This is a genomic window from Bacillus sp. ISL-4, from assembly GCF_018613275.1.
Lineage (GTDB): Bacteria > Bacillota > Bacilli > Bacillales > DSM-1321 > Peribacillus > Peribacillus simplex_E.
Window position 1 is genome coordinate 432,642 of sequence record NZ_JAGGQN010000010.1, and the last position, 20,003, is coordinate 452,644.

A 20,003-nucleotide genomic window follows, 5' to 3' on the forward strand; every position below is an offset into this window, starting at 1 on the left:
TTTTTGGGCACTGAAAGTGATTTAACGGGTGTAGTAGCCGGTGTTATCCTGATTTATTGAATGATGCAAGGCTGCATTTAAACCATTGGCTATTAAATTGGCCATATCCTCAATGAAAACATCGACTTCTTTCGGTGTAACCATTAAATTTTGACCAAGCGGTGACAGCACTTCATAAATCAATTTCCGTTTCTCTTCATCAGGGAGGACACCTATCATTCCCAAGAAGGTTTGGCGCTCCTTTTCACCTGGCATATCCTCTTCGGTCAACTTCGTGCGTTTCCCAAAACTGAATCCAGCGGGTGCCAGCGATCGTGATGGTCTATCCCCTTCATTCAGTTCCTTGCCAAAGTGCTTCAAAATATAATCTATCGTATCGCTGGCAATTGATACGGCATCCACGACGGTAGGTATTCCAATTGCTATAACAGGAACTCCCAGTGTATCCTGACTCAATTCTTTTCGTTTATTTCCAACACCAGACCCTGGATGGATGCCTGTATCCGTAATTTGAATCGTGGAATTCACCCGTTCGATCGAACGGGCAGCCAATGCGTCAACGACGATCAGGAAATCAGGATTACTTTTTTCGATGACTCCTTTAATGATGTCACTCGTCTCGATTCCCGTAATCCCCATCACTCCGGGGGAAATCGCACTGACCGGCCGATAGCCTTCCTTGACGGACTCCGGCTGCAATTCGAACAAATGTCTTGTGACTACAAGGTTCTCAACGACTGCTGGTCCCAGAGCATCGGGAGTAACATTCCAATTACCAAGACCTACAACCAAACAACTGCTTTCTTTGGTGATTTTATTCCGTTTCAAGAAGTAAGCCAGTTCGTTGGCGAACACCTTTTCCACCCGTTGCTGCGTTTCCGTATCTTGCTGGCGGATGCCCTGCACTTCGATGGTCAAATAACTGCCCTGTTTCTTACCGATTTCTTTTTCACCCTCAGCCGTGACCTCGACAAAGGATACCTTCAGATCATCCACTTCTTTTTCCTTAATAATGACCCCTTCGATACGGGATACATCAACTTCCTCTACAACACCTTTATGTTCAAGGGCAATTTCCTTTGCCTCTATGGCCAAATCTGTACGAATTCCGTATTTACTAAGGTCCAATTTATTTTCCATAACGGCCTCCTGATGTTTTGAATTGTATCTAATCTAGTATTTTCAATAGTCTCTCTTAAACATTCTGTCATTTTTGCTTTTTTATTATTCATTTTTTTGGTACAATGAGTGATGACGAGATGAATTTATTCCCGAAATTATAATTCTTTTCGATTCTCAATCTGAAGTATTGCATATTTATGGGCAATCTGATAGAATATCACTTGTGCTATTTGATATGGATTTGAAAAGTCGAGTTCATATAATCTCGATTTCTTTGTAGGAGGTGAACGGAATGCCAAACATTAAATCTGCTATTAAACGTGTGAAAATTAACGACAAAAAACGCGTTCATAACATTACTGTTAGATCAACTATGCGTACTACAGTGAAAAACGCTGAAGTTGCATTAGCTGGTGAAAACGTTGAAGCTGCTAAAGAAGCTCTTTTAACAGCTGCTGTGAAATTAGACAAAGCTGCATCTAAAGGATTAATCCATAAAAATGCGGCAGCCCGTAAAAAATCTCGTTTAGCGAAAAGACTTAACGCTCTTAACGCATAATGACAAAAAAAAAACGATCCAATTGGATCGTTTTTTTTGTGCCGTTTTTTGCATAAAAAAGATGACAGGATATCTGCCACCTTTTTTATCATCTAATTTTCAAAAGCAGCAACTCAAGCGTGATTGCCTTATCTGCTTGGCCGGTCTTCATTTTATAATCCGCTTCCGCTAAGTTGTTCATGATGCTCAACAGCTCGCGTTCCTGGAATTTCCCCGTTTTTTCAAGTGCCAGCTTTACCCGGTAAGGGTGCACCTTCAGTTGACCCGCAATTTTTTGCTGGCTATAGCCTTGACGGGAAAGCTCCTTCACTTGATACATGAGCCTGACCTGACCTGCAATGACACTCAAGATCTTGATGGGCTCTTCATTCTGCCTGAGAAGATCGTGCAGTATCGACATGGCACTCTCCATCTTTCGCTGTAACACATGATCAACAAGCGTGAAGATATTCTGTTCAAGGGATTTAGCGACCAGCTTTTCCACTATCTCGACCGTAATGTGTTTATCAGCTTCCGCATAAAGCACCATTTTATCCAGTTCATTCGTCAGCATCATCAGGTTCGTTCCTGCAAGTTCAAGTAAAAGCTCTGTTGCCTGGTCATCTATCTGGACTGAAGAAGCTTCGACCCTCTCCTTCACCCACCCCTTCAACTCATGCTCACCAAGCTTCTTCGCTTCAACGAGAACCGCCTTACGCTTCAGTTCCTTGGTGATTTTTTTCCGTTCATCCAGTTTCTCATAAGGTGCGGTCAATACGACAATAGAATAAGGGACCGGGTCAGCCAAATACGCTTCCAGTCTTTTCACATTATGTTCAACTCTTGACTTCGTTTTTTCAGCTGTCAAAAAAAATGGGTTTTGCATGAAAACAAGGCGCCTTTCCCCAATAAACGGGAGTGTTTCGACATCTTCAAGCGCAGTTTCAACAGGCGTCTCTTCTAAATCAAATTGAGCAAAGTTAAAATCCATCTCATCTTCGTGAAGGACATTTTCGATCAATAGCTGCTTCGTTTCATTAATTAGATAGGCTTCTGTCCCATATAACAAGTATACTGGCGCGAATTGCCCTTTTTTTATACTTTTCCAAACGTCTAATACCAATAGAATCCGCCTCTTTACTATGTATTCTTCTCTAATGGTATAGGTGGATGGACCATTTGACAAGCTATAAAGGGAACTAGCCCTAAAAAGAGCTAGTTCCGGATCTATATGAACACTTTCAAGAAAGGCCCGGGTAATCTCCCTTGAAAGCGGGTAGAGTATTCATGTAGAACAAAAAATGAGCTTTTCTCTTTCGCTTACTTTGTTTGTACTTATATTTTGACCTCAAAACCCCAAACTATTTGTGTCAACTCTTGTCAGTAAAGGAAATGAAGGAATGAAGCCTGTAGATTTTTTTTTGGTAATGTTTTATACTATTAGCAGAAATAGGAGGGGTAAATAATGAACGAATTCGAAAAGAATGTTCAGTCAAAAACAGATGACGTCGCTGATTCCGCTATAGGATTCATCGGTTCTTTTGTATTTTTCGCTGCCATGTTCACCATAGCTGTCGTCATTAAAGCTGTCGGATCCTGATTTCTTTAACTACATGCACTTATTTTTCCTGATGGAGGCTGCCGCTGCAGTCTCTTTCTTTTTGATTTACTACATACTATGGGAGTGTCTTCCGAAAGGTTCCACTGCTTTTGTAATACTTGTAAATAATAGAACCATCCTCGTCTGTCCTGAACACCTTTATGCCATTTGTCTCAAGATTCCCAATTACGTCTCCATGAGGGTGACCGTAGCCATTATCTTTTCCAACTGAAATAAGCGCCGCTTTCGGCTGTATCTGTTCAAGGAAGGCCATGGAAGAAGAAGTTTTACTGCCATGGTGTCCAACCTTCAAGATATCCGCATGCAACTGCGGAAATGTGCTCAATAGTTCCTTTTCCCCTTCTTCTCCCAAATCACCGGTTAATAACCATGACAATCCCCCAAGCTCCGTGAATAGTACTATGGATGAATCATTCTTATTTTCTTCTTTCCCATATGGACTTAGCACAGCAAACGGCGCTCCGCCCGCCACCCAATGGTCCCCCCTTCTCAGGACAGTCATTTTCATTTTTTTATCTCTTGCCATGGACACAAAATCCATATCCCTATATTGCTCTTCACTCCAGCCTCCAATGATGATCTCCCCAACATTAAAATTTTCAATCAATTCTTTTGCACTTCCCATATGATCTGCATCCGGATGGGTTAATATGAGTTTGTCCAATTGGTGGATCCCCTTACTTTTCAATAATGGAATAATGATATCATCCGCGGTGTTGAACTTCTTTCGCTTTTTTGCCCACGTGTCGATTGGAAATGTAATTTGCCCACCCGTATCGATTAAATAATTGCCGCGATTGAACGGCAGGACAATTAAAATGGAGTCACCTTGTCCAACGTCGATGATCTGCACTTCACCAAAAGGAGAGAATCTTTGTAAATTATATTGAAAAAGCAAAAGGACAATCATTATTCCGCACCAGATTTTACTTTTTTCAAAGGATACATCCCAAGTCAGGTATAACCCTAAATGGGAAATCACAAGTAATGCCATCATGATGAAAGATGGTTTTCCAAACGGAATGGAAGCCAGCGGCAAATCCGATGCTGCATCAGCGGCTTTATTGCAGAGTACGAATGTGAAATTCAATAATGATATGAGGGGTTGCCCCAAGGGAGGCAGTAATAAATGAATAAGGAGGGAAATCAGTGAAAGCGGCAGCAATATGATGGAATAAAGCGGAACATACAATACGTTTAGAAACACGCCAAGAAAGGATACTTCAAAAAAGTGAAAAAGCAAAATCGGAAGGGCTGCCAATTGGCAGATGGAACTGATGATGAATAGTTGCGTTATTTTCTTAGGATATTGTAAGAAAATGCTTGAAGACATGATAATGGAGAAAGTGACTGCGAATGAAAGCTGAAAACCTATATCATAGATCATATTAGGCCGAAAAAACAATAATGCCATATAGGACGATCCGATTGCGGCACCCGCCGAGATCCGCTTCTTGAATAGCAGGAGCAGAAATAAAAGCATAGCCATTAAACAGGATCTCACCACAGATGGACTGGCACCTGATAGTAACATGTAAACCGGAAGGAAGATTAAGATGGCCACCATCATTCTTTCCCGTGTAATCCCAACCCTGATGCCGAAGTAAAATAACATCCCCGTTAAAAAACTGACATGGAGACCGGAAATCGCCAGTAAATGAACCAGACCCAACCGCTGATAATTAGTAAGGTCGCCTTCATCTATATATGACTGGTCGCCGAATATGAGAGCTGTGACAAAACCGCTCGATTCTTCCGGAAAGTGTTCCCTAATATACGTAATCCCCTTCAGGCGCCAATTACGAATCAAAACTGGAATCGAGTTTCCAGCCTTTTTGCATGCTTCAAATGAAATGGAATCCGCTTTGAATATCCAATGGATCCCATGGCGGAAAAGATAACGCTGGTAATCGAAACTGTTTTCGTTCCTGTTTTTGTCGGGAATTTGCAATGTCCCTTCTGCCGGACATGATAAACCGATTCGCAGAAACCGACTCAGCTTTTCCTGTTCCAATTCGGTTGTGATTTTATAACGAAGCACTAGCCGTTCACCTTTCTCACCGCGCACGAATCCTTTTAATGAATTTCCATCTATATTCGGTTGGTCGGTAAAAGTGATGATAAATCGGCTTTCCGTTCCATGATAGGCAGTTTTGTTTCGGTGATCGGAGAAGGAGGCGGCCCCTATAAATATCCCCATGATCACCAAATGAAAACTAAGGGCCTTCACGCTTAACCCCACCGAAAAATAGAGGAAACAGAGAAAAATAAGGATAATGATCAGCAGCCTTACATTTAAAAAAGAATGGGCCGTAACACCAAATGTAGCCGAAACAGCTAGTAAAATAAGATGTCTAGCCATGCCTGCCCCCCGTCTTATTTAATTTTCAAATATTTGATTGGCCTGCTTTTCCAACTCCAATAAATCTTCTTTTCCCAAGTCTGATCGTTCAAGTTGAGCCAGTAATGAAAATACAAAGTCCTTTTTTTGTTTTCCATTAACATCGATGGCCCCTTTTGCTTCAACCTTCTCGGTCTTGACACCAGCCTGTTTGAATAATTCCAGGGCATATGGATGATTTTTGTAATCCTCTGCATAATAAACAGCCTTTATGCCAGCTTGGATGAGTGATTTACAGCACTGAAGACACGGAAAATGCGTCACATATATTTCTGCCCGATCAGTAGGTACCCCAAATTTCGCACATTGTAAAAGTGCATTCATTTCTGCATGTATCGTTCTGACACAATGATTATCAATTACATAACAGCCCTCATCAATACAATGCGTCCCTCCCGCGATGGACCCATTATATCCCCCCGCAATGATTCGGTTGTCCCTGACGATGGTCGCCCCTACAGTGAGACGTGTACATGTGCTTCTTAAAGCTAATAAATGGCTTTGCGCCATGAAATATTGATCCCAACTAATTCTGTTCATGTTCTATCCCTATCCCCTTACCACTAGAATGATTTTCTTCAATTTTACCTTCTTCCTGGCCATTTGTGTAGCATATTCAATCATTCATTTCACCGAAATGGAATCCCGTAACCTTTCAAACGTTTTATCGCCGATTCCCGTTACCTTCTTCAAGTCATCGACCTCCTTGAATTTCCCTACCGTTTCCCTGTATTCCAGGATCGCATTCGCTTTGGATGGTCCAATTCCCGTCAAGGTTTCCAAATCTTCCTGTGTAGCTTTATTCAAGTTCACCAGTCCTCCTGATTTCCCCCCTGAAACAGCATCAACAGTTGACCCGACCTGTATATTCTCCAACTTCCCCTCGTCTTCTTCACCTATTTCCGGAACATAAATGACCATTTGGTCTTCGACGATTTGGGCAAAATTCACTTTATCCTTATCAGCCTTCTCCGTAAAACTGCCCGCAGCCGAAATCAAATCGATCACCCGGTCACCTGCCTGTGCAGTGAATATGCCTGGGGACTTGACCGCTCCTTTAACGTCCACTTTAATGATCTTAGGTTCGGCAGGCGTTTCATCTTCACTTTGTTTAATTTCAGCTTCTTTTGCAGTAATGGAAAATATATCTTCCGTATCAGCCGGATCCTCCCCATGTTGCAAAAAAAAGTAAATGCCCGCTGCCACAAATGCCACGGCAACGGTTATAATCGTCAATTTTCTTTTAAAAATCCCTTCCATTTCTTTACCTCCTTGTTGGATTTCGCACGATACATTGTCATAGGACAGATTAAAAATACATAGTGTTTCTAGGAGAATCAATCGCTTTAAGTGAGAGGAGTTGATCGGAATTGAAGAAAATCGGTGTTATCGGAACCGGAAATATGGGTACCATTTTAATCGAGGCATGGCTAGAGGCAAAAATATTGAATCCGGCGGATCTAATCATTACAAATCGCACGCTTTCCAAAGCATTGGTGCTGAAAGAAAAACACCCTGGTATCAAGGTTGCGGAAAGCGCAGCCGAAATCGTCCAACAAGCGGACTTTATCTTTCTCTGTGTAAAACCATTGCAAATTAACAGCCTATTACAGGGCATCAAACATCATATAAAAAGGGATCAGCTGGTTATTTCCATCACAAGCCCGCTTTCAGTTTCCCAGCTTGAATCCGCCGTGAATGCCCCTTGTGCCCGTTTTATCCCGAGCATAACGAACCGTGTGGGTTCAGGGGTATCGCTACTGAGTTTCAGCAAGAGCTGCAGTAAGGAGAAAGTATCAGCTTTATTTGATTTGGCCTCCGCCATATCGGCACCGGTCATCATTGAAAATGATATCACCCGGGTATCTTCCGATATCGTCAGCTGCGGTCCTGCCTTTTTCAGCTATTTAGCTCAAGCTTTTATTGACGCGGCTTGCCAAACGACGAAGATAGATAAAGAAACGGCTACGACTTTGACTGAGAATATGCTTGTTGGCTTAGGGGAACTGCTTGGTAAAGGGGTTTATACATTGCCGACCTTACAGGAAAAGGTTTGTGTAAAGGGTGGAATAACAGGTGAGGGGATCAAGGTTTTAGAAGCTGAAACCGGGGAAATGTTCCATCATCTTTTTCAAGCGACACATGAAAAGTTTGCTGAGGATCTTCACGAAGTTGAAAAGCAGTTCGGCCAACCTTATTAATATTCGTAATCAATATCTTTAACTCCTTTTAAAAGTATAAAAAAAGAAGAGGTCAGACCTCCGCTCGTACAGAATGATGTACGAACGGGGGCTCTTGACCTCTTTATCATTTACTGGCTACAAATAGGATTCTTTCGGTTTCCGCTGCAAGCGGTGCTTCTTCAAGATCCGCCAGAACTTCAGAAACCGTAAAACCTGCTTGCTCCAACCACTTTTTATATTGTTCAACCGGATAGGTCCGTTGGTAATGCAACTCATCAAATCGGTCATACAGACCGCTTTCATCGTCCCTTACGAAAAAACTTAAATCATGTTCCACACTGTAAGGTTCAACACCTGGGAAGCAGTCCCATATATAGGATACTTCTTCACCATTGACAGCAAACGTATTATCACGAAAGATTTCTTCCATTTTATAAATGGAATGGACATCAAACAAAAATAATCCGCCATCCTTCAAATGCTCATGAACCCGGCTGAACGTCTTGACTATATCCTCCGCATCGCGAAGGTAGTTCAGCGAATCACAAAAAATCGTGACACAATCAAATTGGCCAAGTCCCTCGAGTTCTGCCATATTCTGCTGGAAAAGCGGAATCGATAATCCAAGCTTAACCGCTTTTTCATTAGCAACAAGAAGCATTTCATCAGATAAATCCACACCAGTGACTTCGAATCCGTGTTGCGCCAATTCAACAGTCATTTCTCCGGTTCCACACGCTAAATCCAGGACTTTCCTACCGCCAATTCCGTACTGTTCCAGCTTCGCCGTAAGGATCATCAGCCATTTTTCATAAGGTGCGTCCTTCATCAGTTCATCGTATACATAGGCAAAGCGTTCGTACGTCATGAAGTCAGTTCACTCTCTAGATCTTCAAAAGGTGCATCTCCCCATAAACGTTCGAGGTTATAGTAATTTCTTTCATCCTTATGGAAAATGTGGGCCACTACATCGCCAAGATCAACAAGCACCCATTTCGCCTCGTCAAAACCTTCAAGACGTTTTACATTGATTCCTGATTCATCAGCTTTGCTCTTCATTTCACGAGCTATTGCTTGTACTTGTTTTTCAGAATTACCGTGGCAGATCAAAAAGTAATCCGCTACAAGGGAAATACCTTGCATGTTCAATGCCACGATATCCTCCGCTCTTTTATCGTCCGCCGCTTTTGCTGCAATTACAAGAAGTTCACGTTCAGTCATTACATCTTCTCCTTCAAATTCATGATCAAATCATTATATGTCTTAAATGTGTCAGGGTAAATTGCCTGATTTCTTTTCATTAAAAAAACAACTGTATTCCTTAAGGCCTGAATGACAGCATGATCCAAATTTTGCTTTGCCGTCTGCCTGACTTCGTCGACACCGGGAAAAGAACGTCCAGGCTCAATATAGTCAGCAAGGTATACGACTTTATCCAATAGGCTCATGCCAACCCTGCCAGACGTGTGATAGGCAATCGCATCCAAGATTTCAACGTCCTGAATGCCAGCTTCCTTTTTCACCAAATAAGCCCCGACAGGAGCGTGCCACAGCTCCATATTGTATTCAAGTAACGCCGGGTCCATTTTTTCGGCGATTATTATTTGCTCCATTTCCTCTTTTGGACGAAATTTTGCATAATCATGGAAAATGGCAGCCAGTTCGGCTTTTTTGACGTCGGCACCATACCGTCCAGCAAGTTCAATCGCTGACTCGACCACACCCAAGGTATGAATGTACCTGCGCTCGGTTATTTGTTCTTTGACCAGCGCCAATGCTTTCTCACGATTCATATAAACCATTCCCTTTAATATACTTCACCACTGGATCTGCTATTAAATATTTCACGGTTTTCCCTGTCCTTAACTTCCTTCGTATCATGGAAGACGAAATGAACATCTGGGGGACTTTCACCATCGTGATTGGGTATACGGTCTTTTCGTTATATCCAGGGCGCTTCACCCCGACAAAATGGACCATATGCACCAGCTCGTCGATACGGTGCCAATTTGGTAAGTACTCAATCATATCTGCGCCAATTATGAAATAGAACTCATTGGTTGGCTCAAGTTCTTTCAGCAATTTTATTGTGTCATACGTATAAGATGTGCCTTTTCTTTCTATTTCAATACCCTCAATATAAAAAGATGGGTTTCCGGCTATCGCGTTTTCCAACATGGCCAGCCTGTCCATATCGGTTACTTCCTCCGATTTTTCCTTATGTGGAGGAACGTGATTTGGCATGAACCTGATTTCATCTAGCTCAAGGGCATCCAGCACTTCATTCGCTATAATTAAATGCCCGATATGCGGAGGATTGAATGTACCGCCAAGAATTCCAATTTTTTTCATAGATAGGTTCCTTAAGGTAATTTAAGTTGTTTGTTTTCTTTTGATTCTTTATACAGCACAATTGTGTTGCCGATAATCTGAACCAATTCCGCCCGTGCACCTTTTGATAAAGAAAGTCCCACATCATTGCGGTCCTCTTCACAGTTTTGCAAGATGCTGACCTTGATTAATTCACGTACTTCAAGCGCCTCACCAATTTGCTTGATGAGATTATCATTGACGCCGCCTTTACCAACTTGAAAAATTGGATTGAGGTGATGGGCCTTTGATCGTAAAAATCTTTTCTGTTTTCCTGTTAACATGTGTTACCTCCTAGTTTGTTCAAGACAATATCTGTCATTCTTGCTGTATCCGGCATAATGCCTGTCCATATCTCAAATGCGAGCGCGGCCTGGTTGATGAACATCCCCAAACCATTTTGCGTTTTCGCCCCTTTTTCCCCCGCTTCACGCAGCAGTTTGGTTTGCAAAGGGTTATAAATGATATCACTGACAATTGCACCGGTTTTAAGCTGGTCGACCTTTAACGGTGAATGATCCAATTCCGGGCTCATTCCAGAAGAAGTCGTTTGGATGATTAAATCATATTGTGATAAGCTTTCTTCCGCTTCGATAATCGAGAATGCATTCGATACTTTATCATATGGGCAATCAGAAACAAGCTGGGCCGCTCTTTCCTTTGTCCGGTTTGCAATATCAACTTGCTTTATCCCTTCTTTTACGAGGGTAAAATAAATCGCACGCGCAGCACCGCCCGCTCCGATCACTAACGTTTTTTTAGCCTTGATGTCACCTGATATTTCATCGCATAAAGATTTAAAAAATCCTTTTCCGTCTGTATTATACCCTATAAACCGACCATTTTTGTTAACAACCGTATTTACAGCCCCGATTGCAAGGGCCAGTTCATCCACTTCATCAAGGAAAGGGATGATTGAAGTCTTATGAGGAATCGTGATGTTAAACCCTTCTATACCAAGGGCTTTCATGCCTTTCACGGCATCGTTCAAACTTTCTTTCGTCACATGAAAATGATGATAAACCGCATCTATATTTTCTTTTTCAAATGCATCATTATGAATGTCCGGTGACATCGAATGTGCAATTGGATCTCCCATTACCCCATATATCTTTTTCATAGACTAGACGACCCCTATATTTAGATTAATGATTTGCGAACGATCACATTGACGCCCTTTGGAACATGTGCAACGATCTTCGCTCCTGGCTCATTGACCGTCACCCAGCCAAGACCAGAAAACACAATATCCATTTTACCATCTTTCAAGGAGAATTCATGAGGAATCAGCTTCGGAAACTCCTCGATTTGTTCAGGCCGTGGGGGCGTCAGTAATTCCCCGGCATGGTTTTTATACAATTCATCGGCTTTTTCCAGTTTCGTACGGTGAATATTCAATTCATTCGAAAGGTAGCAAGTCAATGAACGCCTTCCGCCTGAGACATAGTCCAACCGGGCCAGCCCTCCGAAAAATAGCGTCTGCGCTTCATTCAGTTGGTACACTCTCGGCTTGATTTCCTTTTTCGGCATAATCACCTTGAAGTCCCGTTTGTCCACATAGTGAGCCATTTGATGATGATTAATGATACCAGGTGTATCGATCAATGCCTGTCCATCATCCAAAGGAATTTCGATCATATCCAAGGTAGTCCCTGGGAAGTGGGAAGTCGTGATGATATCACCTTCTCCGCTCACTTCTTTTATAAGACGGTTGATGAAAGTCGATTTCCCTACATTCGTACAGCCCACCACATAGACATCTTTACCTTTGCGATACCGCTCAATCGCATCAGCCGCTTCAAGTATGTGCTTTCCCTTTTCCGCACTGACAAGCAGGACATCAACCGGGTTAAGACCCAATTCCTTGGACGATTGCTTCATCCAATTGATCAACTTGTTCGGTTTTACGGATTTAGGCAATAAATCAACCTTATTTCCGATCAGAAGAACATCATTTCTTCCTACAAATCGATGCAGGCCAGGCAGCCAGCTTCCATTGAAATCAAAAATATCGACGATTTTGACGATTAAAGAGTCGGTTTCGCCTACTTTATTCAAGATTTTCAAGAAGTCATCGTCTGTTAAGGAAACATCCTGAACTTCGTTATAATGTTTCAATTTAAAGCAGCGCTGACAAACGATGGTCTCCTTTTCCAGAGCTGATTTAGGGGCAAAGCCCAATTCCTTCGGATCTTCAGTCTGGACCTTCACACCGCAGCCGATGCACACTAATTCTTGATGATTGTTCAATTGTGATCCTCCCATTCTATCATTCCTTTTCGTTTAAAAAACGCCATGATCTTTCTTTCAAAATAACGATTGATCCTTGTTCTGAATTCGTCGGTTTGTGCTACAGGGAGCACTAAGATCGTATGAAACCCGCCTCTGTTCCCTCCCAATACATCCGTCAATAACTGATCGCCGATTACCACCGTTTCTTCCAATTTCAATCCCATTGCCTTACGGGCTTTATGGAAAGCTCTTGCCATCGGTTTTCTGGCCTGGAAGATAAACGGAATGTGAAGCGGATCGGAAAAAGCCCGAACCCGATTTTCATTATTATTGGACACAATCGTCACTAAAATCCCATGATCCCGCATATTGTCGAACCATTTGATTAAATCGGGGGTGGCAGTTGGTCTGTCCCATTCAACGAGAGTATTATCCAAATCGGTAATGACTCCCTTAATGCCTCTTTTTTTCAATTCTTGAGGATCTATATTAAAAATGCTTTTAACATGTTCACTCGGCAAAAATAATTTAAGCATATTGACACCTCTATATTTTCGTTAAAATTTACCGTCTCCATCATATCGAATTTTCAGCACACTTTCAAAAAAAATTAGGAAAGAAGGGCTGACGGTAAAGAAACATCATAATGTATGTTTTCTGATATGGAAAGGCATTTTTCATTAAATAATGGGAAATTTGCAGGCTGACCAGAACAAAAGAACTAATTATTCATAAAAGATTTCGACAAAAATTTCATTTATTCAACCTGTGGATAACTTTACTAACATTTTCCATACTGATGTGCACCATTTCGCTCACCTTGTAAACAACTTAACCACAAGTTATCCACTTTCAACTGTGGATAACAGAACGATTGTTCTCCAAGTTTATTTCTGATACAGTAGGGGTACATCAAGGAAGACTTATCAGTATATGCAAGTAAACACCAAATTATTACTCGCAATCCCAATTGGAGGTGAGCAGCCGCAAATGGCGTTCTGATGCAAAAACTATCTGATGACCTGTTGCTTGAATCCTATTTTAAAGCACAGAATTTAAAGTTGAGTACCGATTTCATCCGCCTCATAGAAACGGAAATTCATCGAAGATCCCTAACACATAAAATCCGATCAATATTTTAATATGAAATACATAGGCTGACATCAAATGTCAGCCTCTTATTTTCATTTGAAGTTAGACGGCTCTCATGAATCCAATTGTTTCACCCACACGGACATCTGCGGGAATGGATATGTTTTCTTCAAGTTCGAAACTTCCTTTTTCAAAAAGAAGAACCACTGTGGACCCAAAGCTGAAATAAGAAAATTCCTGTCCTTTTTCCAATTCATCCGATTCATCAGTAATAACGATCGAATTTATGAACATAGCCCCGACTTTCACCATTGCCAGACTTCCCGCTTCATTTTGAAGTTCAGTTATTGTCCGGTAATTTTTTGATAAAGGCTCTTTTCCATATTTCATCCCCCATTTATTAACGGGGTACGATTTCCTTCCAAGGGTCCAACGTTTGACCACGGAACCCTTGATTGGTGCATGGATCCTATGGTAATGACTCGGGCTTAAGTATAACACGAGATATTTTCCCCCTAAGTACTTTTCCAAAAAAAGCTCATCCCCGAGCATTTCCTCCATTGAATATACCTTTCCCTTAACGACGATATTTTTATCAGCGCGTATCTCCCCTGAATCCTCAAGAACACCGTCCACTGGACAAGCTACCGCAGAAGGAACTGCGGTAATTGGCCTGGCATCCGCCTTTAACTTCCTGGTAAATAGCTCGTGCAGGTTAGTATAAGCTTTTACCTCCTTACCAAATTCCTGTTGATTAAGGTTGAATGTTTTTACATAAAATAAAATTAAGGGCCTGCTCCAACGAGATTGGCTAAAATGCTTTAATAAACCTGATGAATACTGACCATTCGTCAGTTCAATAAGAATGCGATACAAAGACTGAAACAAATAAAACCACTCCAAATTGTAAAATTATTCTAAAAATCCCTTGCATAAATTGTGTTAAATAAAATATTATTATATAATAAATACTTATGTTTACTATATTTTGTTTTAATTTGTTTCATTTGAAAGGAGTGAAAAGATGTTTTTATTACACGCCCTAGATCAAACCATTAAAAAATTGAAAGCACAAACAGCAAATATACTTACTTTAATTAATTTATCCCTTGGTGGATTTGCGATAATTGCCGTAATGCACGGCCAATTGAATTTAAGCCTGCTATTAATTTTCCTGGCTGCCCTTGCAGATCGCTTTGATGGTATGGTTGCACGGAAATTCAACATTGAATCGGAATTGGGTAAGCAACTTGATTCGATGTGTGACATCATATCCTTTGGCGTCGCACCAGCTCTATTATTATACCAAGGAATATTAATAGAATTCGGAGCACCTGGCACACTCTTCACGGTTTTCTATATTGGCTGTGGCGCATTTCGTCTCGCCCGCTTCAATGTAAGTGAAAGCAATGGATATTTTACAGGAGTGCCAATTACGGTTGCGGGCTGCATCGCTACTTTAAGTTATCTAGCCATCCCGTATTTCCATCCGGTCTTTTTCTTATCCCTCATGATTATATTATCATTACTTATGGTCAGTCCATTTAAACTGAAGAAAGTTTAAATAAGAAAGGCGGATGTCCTATACCGGACATCCGCTTTTTTCATTCATATTCCATCCGAAAACCCATCTTACGCTTTTCGGACTAGGGGGTCGGTCAAACGCAAGAATTCTTCTACATCCTCCATACAGGCATTGACTGCTTCTTCCCAAAAATCCCGTGTCTTCAAATCGACGCCTAAATGTTTCTCCGCCAAATCCTCGACCTTCATGGAACCGGTATCCTTTAATAGAGCGATATATTTTTCTTCGAATCCAGCTGGTTCTTTCAGGGCATTCGCGTATATGCCTAATGAGAATAAGTATCCGAATGTGTACGGAAAATTATAAAATGGTACACCTGTAATATAAAAATGGAGCTTTGAAGCCCAGAAAGTTGGGTTATAATCACTTAAAGCATCGCCATAAGCTTCTTTTTGTGCATCGACCATCAATTCATTCAACCGTTCGGCACTGACATAACCATGTTTCCTCTCATCATAAAACCTTGTTTCGAATAAGTAGCGGGCATGGATATTCATCAATAATGCCACGGAACGCTGAATTTTATCTTCTAAAAGCACCAGCTTTTCTTCCTCGCTGGCCGCTTCCTTCACAGCTGCATCCGCAACGACCATTTCAGCAAAAGTAGAGGCGGTTTCAGCCACATTCATGGCATATGACCGATTCAATGGATGGATATCCCTCATCGCATATGAATGGAATGCATGTCCCAATTCATGGGCCAATGTCGAGACATTGGATGGGGTGCCCGAATACGTCATGAAAATTCTTGACTGCTTATTTAATGGAAAGCCGGTGCAAAAACCGCCTGGTCTCTTACCTGGTCTGTCCTCCGCTTCAATCCAGCTGTCTTCAAAAGCTTTTTGGGTGAAGTTTGCTAATTGAGACCCGAACTTAGAGAATTGCTGGATGATGAAGTCTGCACCTTCTTGATAATCCATTACTTTGGACTCTGCTGTAATAGCGAGCGGCGCATCCAAATCCGCCCAACTTAATTTATCCAAATCCAGTAACTCCGCTTTCCTTTCTAAAAACCTCACAAGCGGCTCCTTATGATCGGCAATTACATTCCACATGCTTTCGAGGGTTTCTTTTTTCATCCTCCCTATTTCAAGAGGCTCTTTCAAAATATCATCCCAGCCCCTTTTTTCATTCACACTGAGACGGAATCCAGCCAAGTGGTTCAAAGTCCGGGCAAAAAGGTCACTTTTTTCCTCCCAAGCCTGTTCCCACGCCGTAAATAATTCTTTCCGGTTCCTTTCATCAGGATCAGAAAATTTATTCGCCGCTTGGCCAACAGAAAGCTTTTCACCCTTATAAGGGATGGTCATTGAACCGACGATCGTATCATACATTTGGCTCCAACCTTCGAAACCGTCCATGGCCAATTGGGTGATTAATGATTCTTCCTTCACGGAAAGCTTTTCCTTTGCCTTTTCCCGACGTTCATTCAATACGAATTTCAATTCATTCAATGGTTCTTTTTCGAGGATTTTTATAAAAAAAGCATCATCAAGCTGTATCAACTTTTCATCCAGCTTGCTTAACACCATTTTTAGTGAAGCGACTATCTTCATTTGTTTGATCCGGAGCTGGCCAGCTTTTTTATCCTGCGCATTTTGCGCTTCCAGGCAGCCAATGAATGCACGTGCCTGCGTGGATTTCATATTTGTATTTTTAAAATGATCAAATGCCTTGATTAAACAGCTCTCATCATTTCCTGCTGGATTGATATTGCTTACAAGTCGGTCTAATTCTTTTACCTCGTCGTTAATTTCATCTAAAAAAATCAGGAACTCCTTAGAAGAGCTTCCTCCTTTAAAAAAGATATCCAAATCCCACGTCAAAGAATATCCCATCCTGCATTGCCCCCTTTTTATCATTAATCCCATTATAGAGGTAAATTCGATATTTTTCTAATTAAAATGAATTTTCAGTGTTTTTTCAGAACATTTTTCTATATCCCAGATTAAAAGCATGTTATGATGAATATATTCTTTGGAAAGGGGTGGTTGATTCATATGAAATTCTTTATTCACATGTCTGCCATCATCCTGCTCCTTTGGACACTGCCCATACAGTTCCATCATGATGCACAGCAGCTAACCATTGAGGAACATACCGATGTGCACCATTGGGATAAGGCCGATAAGAAACAGCCTTTCGTGCCTACCTTTAGTTCCTGGCAGTCTCTTATCATTATTCTCTTTTTCGAATTTTCGATTTTAGGTTTTCTTTATTTTCACTCAAATCTTCGCCGACGATATCTCGGTCCGGTTTTTTTCCAGGCGAATTACGTAGCCTTACGCTCTGACATTTTATAAAAAAATAAAATGAAGGAGTGATTCATATGTGGTTTCGATTAATTATGGTAGGGGTTTTTTCTTTAACCGCTTCACGTCTGTTCCTATTTCAGGGAATCGAGATTTATCACGCATTTGCAGATATGATCAGAAATAAATATTAAAAAAAAGAGTGCGGGGAAATTCCCCGCACTCTCTTTGCCTTTTACATTACTATCCTTTGGCTTTCTTTTCCTTCTCTTTTTCTGCTCTGTAAAATTCGTGGAACATCTTCATTAAGGCACGTTTTTCGATCCTTGATACATAACTGCGGGAAATGCCAAGCTCTTTAGCGATTTCCCTCTGGGTTTTTTCCTTTTTCAAATCCAGTCCGAACCTGCCTACAATGACTTCCTTTTCGCGTTCATCCAAAATATCAATATACTTTTTCACTTTTTCAATTTCCATATTGAGCTGAATCGTATCGATGACATCTTCCGATTCCGATTTCAGTACATCGATTAAACTGATTTCATTTCCTTCTTTATCTTGACCGATCGGATCATGCAGGGAAATATCTTTCTTCGTTTTCTTTGTCGCCCGTAAATGCATCAAGATCTCATTCTCGATGCATCGCGCCGCATATGTGGCCAGCTTCGTACCCTTCCCATCCGAATAACTCTCAATGGCCTTTATCAAACCAATTGTCCCAATCGAAATCAAATCCTCTGTATCTTCGCCCGTATTCTCGAATTTCTTGACGATATGGGCAACAAGCCTGAGATTATGCTCGATCAGGATGTTACGAGCATCACCGTCCCCCTCACTCATAAGCTTCAGATATTTCTTTTCATCCTGAGATGACAAGGGCTGGGGAAAAGCGTTGTTTTTCACATAGGAAACGAATAAGTAAAATTCTTTGATAATATAACTGACAACTGTAAGTATTCCGGGCATTGGCTTCATCCCCCGTTTCTTTGGCTTCCCTATTCATACCTATGCAACAGTGGGCTTGTTCGTGCCTGTCCCACTAAAAGAAATCACGAAAGTGTTAAATGTTCAAACCAGCCTGGATGAATTCCCAAACGAACGGAGGCAAATGTTCATATAATGATAGGGAATTTTTTAGGGAAAGGGGGTTTTTGCGATGGGATATAACTATGGACCATACGGATGCAGCTATGGTTATCCGGCTCCTGCGCCTTATTATGCAGGGTCCGGTTACTGCTTTGGTTATGGCCTGTTTATTGTCCTCCTGATTTTATTGCTCATTTTCGGGTTTTGCTGGTTGCCGGGATGTGGATTTGGTTGTGGAGGATCAGGTCCGTGCTGCTGATTCAGACAAAGAAAAAACTCGGCCCGAGTGCCGAGTTTTCCTATTTTACATATTCATTTCCAACGTTGCAGTTCCGAGTTAAGCAGCGTCATGACCATTAATCACCATACCTTCAATATATCATGTTTCCAATGGCCTTTTCCGCTGTACATATATATACAGACCATGACAATGCTTGGGTTCACCGGCAGATCCGTTAGCCGGTATCCTTCTCCTGCCAAAAGCAACGCTTCTCTCCTTTTACGTATAACAAGTTCAACATATTAACCTCCACCTTTCTTAATTTTTTTTGAACGGGATACCAACCTCGTATATTTTTTAGAAAAAAGGACGATGTTTCAACGCTTTATCTAGATGTTCTTCTCGAATCTTTTGGATTCTCTCCTGTTGCAAACATTCCTCGGCAGTCATTTTTTTCATTTTAATCGTGATTGTGAAAAAAAGCATATTCAGTGTCATAATATCACCTCCTTTAAGGGAGCGGCCCAACAAAAAGGCATAAAAAGGCCGCAGAAAGTTACGTCCTCCTGCGGGATTTTTTAGAAAATATAAAAAGGCCGCAGGATAAAACACTTCTCCCTGCGGCCGCTATGTCTGAATGATTAATAAAGCCAAATTGCTTTAGAAATATTCCGCTTGGCACAGGTCGAATGTTATGTGATTGTCAATTGAAACGGACCGGCTAATAGTGACGACTCCATATAGATACAATGTCATTTTCTTCGACCTCCTTTGGAATATTTTTTATTACTTGGTAAGTATATCCATAAATTCGATTTTTGTAAACGGCTTTTGCCTATTTTTTTGAAATTTCCATCTTTTTCCCTATTTTCAAGGGCTATTATTACCTAAATTGGCAAGTAGCATGATAAATTTGCCCCTATTGGGCAACAACGTTAGAAAAACAAAAAAACCTGATTCCATTAAAGAATCAGGTTTGCTTCTATTGTTGTAAAGAGTCTTGGTCATCCATTTCAGCCAAGATCTTTTTGTATTTTTTGGATAATGAGAAAAATACTATGGACATGCCCAGGAACACTATTGTCGCTCCCATATAGACATATGTGTCAATCATCGCTTTGTCGCCAGAGGGAAGGATGGTTCCTAAATAGAAGAACGAACCCACACATAACAAAGTGATCGCAAAATTTTTAAAATCGACCATTTTCGAACGCAGCAATGCAACCGTTTGTTTTTTGCGGTTTTTCATGCCATTCCACCTTCTTTCAAGCTAATAAGATATCGATATCTCATTCTACCAT

At 41.2% G+C, this 20,003-nt stretch carries 26 protein-coding genes; 7 read left to right on the forward strand and 19 right to left on the reverse strand.

Annotated elements, in window-relative coordinates:
- Nucleotides 1-21 precede the first annotated feature (21 nt).
- Nucleotides 22-1,140, reverse strand: a complete 1,119-nt coding sequence (gene gpr, locus J7J00_RS08535) for a GPR endopeptidase (RefSeq protein ID WP_214789835.1) — start codon at nucleotides 1,138-1,140, stop codon at nucleotides 22-24.
- Nucleotides 1,141-1,414: 274 nt separating this feature from the next.
- Between gpr and rpsT the strand changes: the two genes are divergently transcribed.
- Complete coding sequence (rpsT, locus tag J7J00_RS08540) at nucleotides 1,415-1,681, forward strand: 30S ribosomal protein S20 (RefSeq protein WP_034308554.1); 267 nt, start codon at nucleotides 1,415-1,417, stop codon at nucleotides 1,679-1,681.
- 88 nt (nucleotides 1,682-1,769) lie between these two features.
- Here the strand turns inward: rpsT and holA are convergent, their stop codons facing one another.
- Nucleotides 1,770-2,783: a DNA polymerase III subunit delta gene (gene holA / locus J7J00_RS08545; protein ID WP_214789971.1), complete on the reverse strand. Its 1,014-nt coding sequence runs from the start codon at nucleotides 2,781-2,783 to the stop codon at nucleotides 1,770-1,772.
- 342 nt (nucleotides 2,784-3,125) lie between these two features.
- Here holA and J7J00_RS08550 point away from each other — a divergent pair, with 342 nt between their 5' ends.
- The gene (locus tag J7J00_RS08550) at nucleotides 3,126-3,260 is read left to right on the forward strand and encodes a YqzM family protein (protein WP_034308559.1); all 135 of its coding nucleotides are present in this window, start codon (nucleotides 3,126-3,128) and stop codon (nucleotides 3,258-3,260) included.
- Nucleotides 3,261-3,336: 76 nt separating this feature from the next.
- Here J7J00_RS08550 and J7J00_RS08555 read toward each other — a convergent pair whose 3' ends face one another.
- From J7J00_RS08555 to J7J00_RS08565, 3 genes are all read right to left on the reverse strand, one after another.
- Nucleotides 3,337-5,643, reverse strand: coding sequence for a DNA internalization-related competence protein ComEC/Rec2 (locus J7J00_RS08555; protein ID WP_214789837.1), 2,307 nt, complete (start codon nucleotides 5,641-5,643; stop codon nucleotides 3,337-3,339).
- Nucleotides 5,644-5,661: 18 nt separating this feature from the next.
- Complete coding sequence (locus J7J00_RS08560) at nucleotides 5,662-6,222, reverse strand: ComE operon protein 2 (RefSeq protein WP_214789839.1); 561 nt, start codon at nucleotides 6,220-6,222, stop codon at nucleotides 5,662-5,664.
- Between the two features lie 84 nt (nucleotides 6,223-6,306).
- Entirely contained in the window at nucleotides 6,307-6,942 is a 636-nt protein-coding gene (locus tag J7J00_RS08565; RefSeq protein ID WP_214789841.1) for a helix-hairpin-helix domain-containing protein, read from the reverse strand.
- A 110-nt stretch (nucleotides 6,943-7,052) separates the two neighbouring features.
- Between J7J00_RS08565 and comER the strand changes: the two genes are divergently transcribed.
- Nucleotides 7,053-7,883, forward strand: a complete 831-nt coding sequence (gene comER, locus J7J00_RS08570; protein ID WP_286201238.1) for a late competence protein ComER — start codon at nucleotides 7,053-7,055, stop codon at nucleotides 7,881-7,883.
- Between the two features lie 106 nt (nucleotides 7,884-7,989).
- Here comER and J7J00_RS08575 read toward each other — a convergent pair whose 3' ends face one another.
- Genes J7J00_RS08575 through J7J00_RS08610 form a run of 8 tightly spaced genes read right to left on the reverse strand, consistent with a single transcriptional unit; the run spans nucleotide 7,990 to nucleotide 13,003 of the window.
- Complete coding sequence (locus J7J00_RS08575) at nucleotides 7,990-8,733, reverse strand: class I SAM-dependent DNA methyltransferase (RefSeq protein WP_214789843.1); 744 nt, start codon at nucleotides 8,731-8,733, stop codon at nucleotides 7,990-7,992.
- The gene (rsfS, locus tag J7J00_RS08580; RefSeq protein WP_034308569.1) at nucleotides 8,730-9,086 is read right to left on the reverse strand and encodes a ribosome silencing factor; all 357 of its coding nucleotides are present in this window, start codon (nucleotides 9,084-9,086) and stop codon (nucleotides 8,730-8,732) included. The genes J7J00_RS08575 and rsfS overlap by 4 nt, the downstream gene beginning before the upstream one ends.
- The gene (yqeK, locus tag J7J00_RS08585; RefSeq protein WP_214789845.1) at nucleotides 9,086-9,658 is read right to left on the reverse strand and encodes a bis(5'-nucleosyl)-tetraphosphatase (symmetrical) YqeK; all 573 of its coding nucleotides are present in this window, start codon (nucleotides 9,656-9,658) and stop codon (nucleotides 9,086-9,088) included. The genes rsfS and yqeK overlap by 1 nt, the downstream gene beginning before the upstream one ends.
- Nucleotides 9,648-10,217 carry a nicotinate-nucleotide adenylyltransferase gene (locus J7J00_RS08590; RefSeq protein WP_214789847.1) on the reverse strand — a complete coding sequence of 190 codons (570 nt, stop codon included), beginning with the start codon at nucleotides 10,215-10,217 and terminating at the stop codon, nucleotides 9,648-9,650. The genes yqeK and J7J00_RS08590 overlap by 11 nt, the downstream gene beginning before the upstream one ends.
- An 11-nt stretch (nucleotides 10,218-10,228) precedes the next feature.
- Complete coding sequence (gene yhbY, locus J7J00_RS08595) at nucleotides 10,229-10,519, reverse strand: ribosome assembly RNA-binding protein YhbY (protein ID WP_098369748.1); 291 nt, start codon at nucleotides 10,517-10,519, stop codon at nucleotides 10,229-10,231.
- Nucleotides 10,513-11,355, reverse strand: coding sequence for a shikimate dehydrogenase (gene aroE, locus J7J00_RS08600; RefSeq protein WP_214789849.1), 843 nt, complete (start codon nucleotides 11,353-11,355; stop codon nucleotides 10,513-10,515). Before aroE ends, yhbY begins: the two co-directional genes overlap by 7 nt.
- Nucleotides 11,356-11,375: 20 nt before the next feature.
- Complete coding sequence (gene yqeH, locus J7J00_RS08605) at nucleotides 11,376-12,485, reverse strand: ribosome biogenesis GTPase YqeH (RefSeq protein ID WP_396020511.1); 1,110 nt, start codon at nucleotides 12,483-12,485, stop codon at nucleotides 11,376-11,378.
- On the reverse strand, nucleotides 12,482-13,003 hold the full coding sequence (locus J7J00_RS08610) for a YqeG family HAD IIIA-type phosphatase (protein WP_076365171.1): 522 nt from the start codon (nucleotides 13,001-13,003) through the stop codon (nucleotides 12,482-12,484). Before J7J00_RS08610 ends, yqeH begins: the two co-directional genes overlap by 4 nt.
- A gap of 465 nt (nucleotides 13,004-13,468) precedes the next feature.
- Between J7J00_RS08610 and J7J00_RS08615 the strand changes: the two genes are divergently transcribed.
- Nucleotides 13,469-13,609, forward strand: a complete 141-nt coding sequence (locus J7J00_RS08615; protein WP_034311351.1) for a sporulation histidine kinase inhibitor Sda — start codon at nucleotides 13,469-13,471, stop codon at nucleotides 13,607-13,609.
- Between the two features lie 52 nt (nucleotides 13,610-13,661).
- On the opposite strand, the gene J7J00_RS08620 is transcribed toward J7J00_RS08615, so the two are convergent.
- Nucleotides 13,662-14,447 (reverse strand): phosphatidylserine decarboxylase, encoded by a 786-nt coding sequence (locus J7J00_RS08620; protein WP_214789853.1) that lies wholly within the window; start codon nucleotides 14,445-14,447, stop codon nucleotides 13,662-13,664.
- A gap of 136 nt (nucleotides 14,448-14,583) precedes the next feature.
- On the opposite strand from J7J00_RS08620, the gene pssA reads away from it, so the two are divergent.
- A complete protein-coding gene (gene pssA, locus J7J00_RS08625; RefSeq protein ID WP_214789855.1) occupies nucleotides 14,584-15,123 on the forward strand; it encodes a CDP-diacylglycerol--serine O-phosphatidyltransferase in 540 nt (179 codons plus the stop codon).
- Between the two features lie 68 nt (nucleotides 15,124-15,191).
- On the opposite strand, the gene J7J00_RS08630 is transcribed toward pssA, so the two are convergent.
- Nucleotides 15,192-16,982, reverse strand: a complete 1,791-nt coding sequence (locus J7J00_RS08630; protein WP_214789857.1) for a M3 family oligoendopeptidase — start codon at nucleotides 16,980-16,982, stop codon at nucleotides 15,192-15,194.
- A gap of 180 nt (nucleotides 16,983-17,162) precedes the next feature.
- Between J7J00_RS08630 and J7J00_RS08635 the strand changes: the two genes are divergently transcribed.
- The gene (locus J7J00_RS08635; RefSeq protein WP_214789859.1) at nucleotides 17,163-17,447 is read left to right on the forward strand and encodes a hypothetical protein; all 285 of its coding nucleotides are present in this window, start codon (nucleotides 17,163-17,165) and stop codon (nucleotides 17,445-17,447) included.
- 192 nt (nucleotides 17,448-17,639) lie between these two features.
- On the opposite strand, the gene sigK is transcribed toward J7J00_RS08635, so the two are convergent.
- Nucleotides 17,640-18,362: an RNA polymerase sporulation sigma factor SigK gene (gene sigK, locus J7J00_RS08640; RefSeq protein ID WP_214789861.1), complete on the reverse strand. Its 723-nt coding sequence runs from the start codon at nucleotides 18,360-18,362 to the stop codon at nucleotides 17,640-17,642.
- A gap of 190 nt (nucleotides 18,363-18,552) precedes the next feature.
- Here sigK and J7J00_RS08645 point away from each other — a divergent pair, with 190 nt between their 5' ends.
- Complete coding sequence (locus tag J7J00_RS08645) at nucleotides 18,553-18,741, forward strand: hypothetical protein (protein ID WP_214789864.1); 189 nt, start codon at nucleotides 18,553-18,555, stop codon at nucleotides 18,739-18,741.
- A gap of 101 nt (nucleotides 18,742-18,842) precedes the next feature.
- Here J7J00_RS08645 and J7J00_RS27950 read toward each other — a convergent pair whose 3' ends face one another.
- From J7J00_RS27950 to J7J00_RS08655, 3 genes are all read right to left on the reverse strand, one after another.
- Nucleotides 18,843-18,968 (reverse strand): hypothetical protein, encoded by a 126-nt coding sequence (locus J7J00_RS27950; protein ID WP_286201239.1) that lies wholly within the window; start codon nucleotides 18,966-18,968, stop codon nucleotides 18,843-18,845.
- A gap of 91 nt (nucleotides 18,969-19,059) precedes the next feature.
- Nucleotides 19,060-19,200 (reverse strand): YrzI family small protein, encoded by a 141-nt coding sequence (locus J7J00_RS08650; RefSeq protein ID WP_144549897.1) that lies wholly within the window; start codon nucleotides 19,198-19,200, stop codon nucleotides 19,060-19,062.
- Between the two features lie 484 nt (nucleotides 19,201-19,684).
- Complete coding sequence (locus J7J00_RS08655) at nucleotides 19,685-19,951, reverse strand: YrhC family protein (RefSeq protein ID WP_214789866.1); 267 nt, start codon at nucleotides 19,949-19,951, stop codon at nucleotides 19,685-19,687.
- Nucleotides 19,952-20,003 lie beyond the last annotated feature (52 nt).

What these genes read in the sequence shown, in the direction of transcription:
- gpr (WP_214789835.1), bottom strand. Translation starts at nt 1,140, where the DNA reads ATGGAAAATAAATTGGACCTTAGTAAATACGGAATTCGTACAGATTTG.
- rpsT (WP_034308554.1), top strand. Translation starts at nt 1,415, where the DNA reads ATGCCAAACATTAAATCTGCTATTAAACGTGTGAAAATTAACGACAAA.
- J7J00_RS08550 (WP_034308559.1), top strand. Translation starts at nt 3,126, where the DNA reads ATGAACGAATTCGAAAAGAATGTTCAGTCAAAAACAGATGACGTCGCT.
- J7J00_RS08555 (WP_214789837.1), bottom strand. Translation starts at nt 5,643, where the DNA reads ATGGCTAGACATCTTATTTTACTAGCTGTTTCGGCTACATTTGGTGTT.
- J7J00_RS08560 (WP_214789839.1), bottom strand. Translation starts at nt 6,222, where the DNA reads ATGAACAGAATTAGTTGGGATCAATATTTCATGGCGCAAAGCCATTTA.
- J7J00_RS08565 (WP_214789841.1), bottom strand. Translation starts at nt 6,942, where the DNA reads ATGGAAGGGATTTTTAAAAGAAAATTGACGATTATAACCGTTGCCGTG.
- J7J00_RS08575 (WP_214789843.1), bottom strand. Translation starts at nt 8,733, where the DNA reads ATGACGTACGAACGCTTTGCCTATGTATACGATGAACTGATGAAGGAC.
- rsfS (WP_034308569.1), bottom strand. Translation starts at nt 9,086, where the DNA reads ATGACTGAACGTGAACTTCTTGTAATTGCAGCAAAAGCGGCGGACGAT.
- yqeK (WP_214789845.1), bottom strand. Translation starts at nt 9,658, where the DNA reads ATGAATCGTGAGAAAGCATTGGCGCTGGTCAAAGAACAAATAACCGAG.
- J7J00_RS08590 (WP_214789847.1), bottom strand. Translation starts at nt 10,217, where the DNA reads ATGAAAAAAATTGGAATTCTTGGCGGTACATTCAATCCTCCGCATATC.
- yhbY (WP_098369748.1), bottom strand. Translation starts at nt 10,519, where the DNA reads ATGTTAACAGGAAAACAGAAAAGATTTTTACGATCAAAGGCCCATCAC.
- aroE (WP_214789849.1), bottom strand. Translation starts at nt 11,355, where the DNA reads ATGAAAAAGATATATGGGGTAATGGGAGATCCAATTGCACATTCGATG.
- J7J00_RS08610 (WP_076365171.1), bottom strand. Translation starts at nt 13,003, where the DNA reads ATGCTTAAATTATTTTTGCCGAGTGAACATGTTAAAAGCATTTTTAAT.
- J7J00_RS08615 (WP_034311351.1), top strand. Translation starts at nt 13,469, where the DNA reads ATGCAAAAACTATCTGATGACCTGTTGCTTGAATCCTATTTTAAAGCA.
- pssA (WP_214789855.1), top strand. Translation starts at nt 14,584, where the DNA reads ATGTTTTTATTACACGCCCTAGATCAAACCATTAAAAAATTGAAAGCA.
- J7J00_RS08630 (WP_214789857.1), bottom strand. Translation starts at nt 16,982, where the DNA reads ATGGGATATTCTTTGACGTGGGATTTGGATATCTTTTTTAAAGGAGGA.
- J7J00_RS08635 (WP_214789859.1), top strand. Translation starts at nt 17,163, where the DNA reads ATGTCTGCCATCATCCTGCTCCTTTGGACACTGCCCATACAGTTCCAT.
- sigK (WP_214789861.1), bottom strand. Translation starts at nt 18,362, where the DNA reads ATGCCCGGAATACTTACAGTTGTCAGTTATATTATCAAAGAATTTTAC.
- J7J00_RS08645 (WP_214789864.1), top strand. Translation starts at nt 18,553, where the DNA reads ATGGGATATAACTATGGACCATACGGATGCAGCTATGGTTATCCGGCT.
- J7J00_RS08650 (WP_144549897.1), bottom strand. Translation starts at nt 19,200, where the DNA reads ATGACACTGAATATGCTTTTTTTCACAATCACGATTAAAATGAAAAAA.
- J7J00_RS08655 (WP_214789866.1), bottom strand. Translation starts at nt 19,951, where the DNA reads ATGAAAAACCGCAAAAAACAAACGGTTGCATTGCTGCGTTCGAAAATG.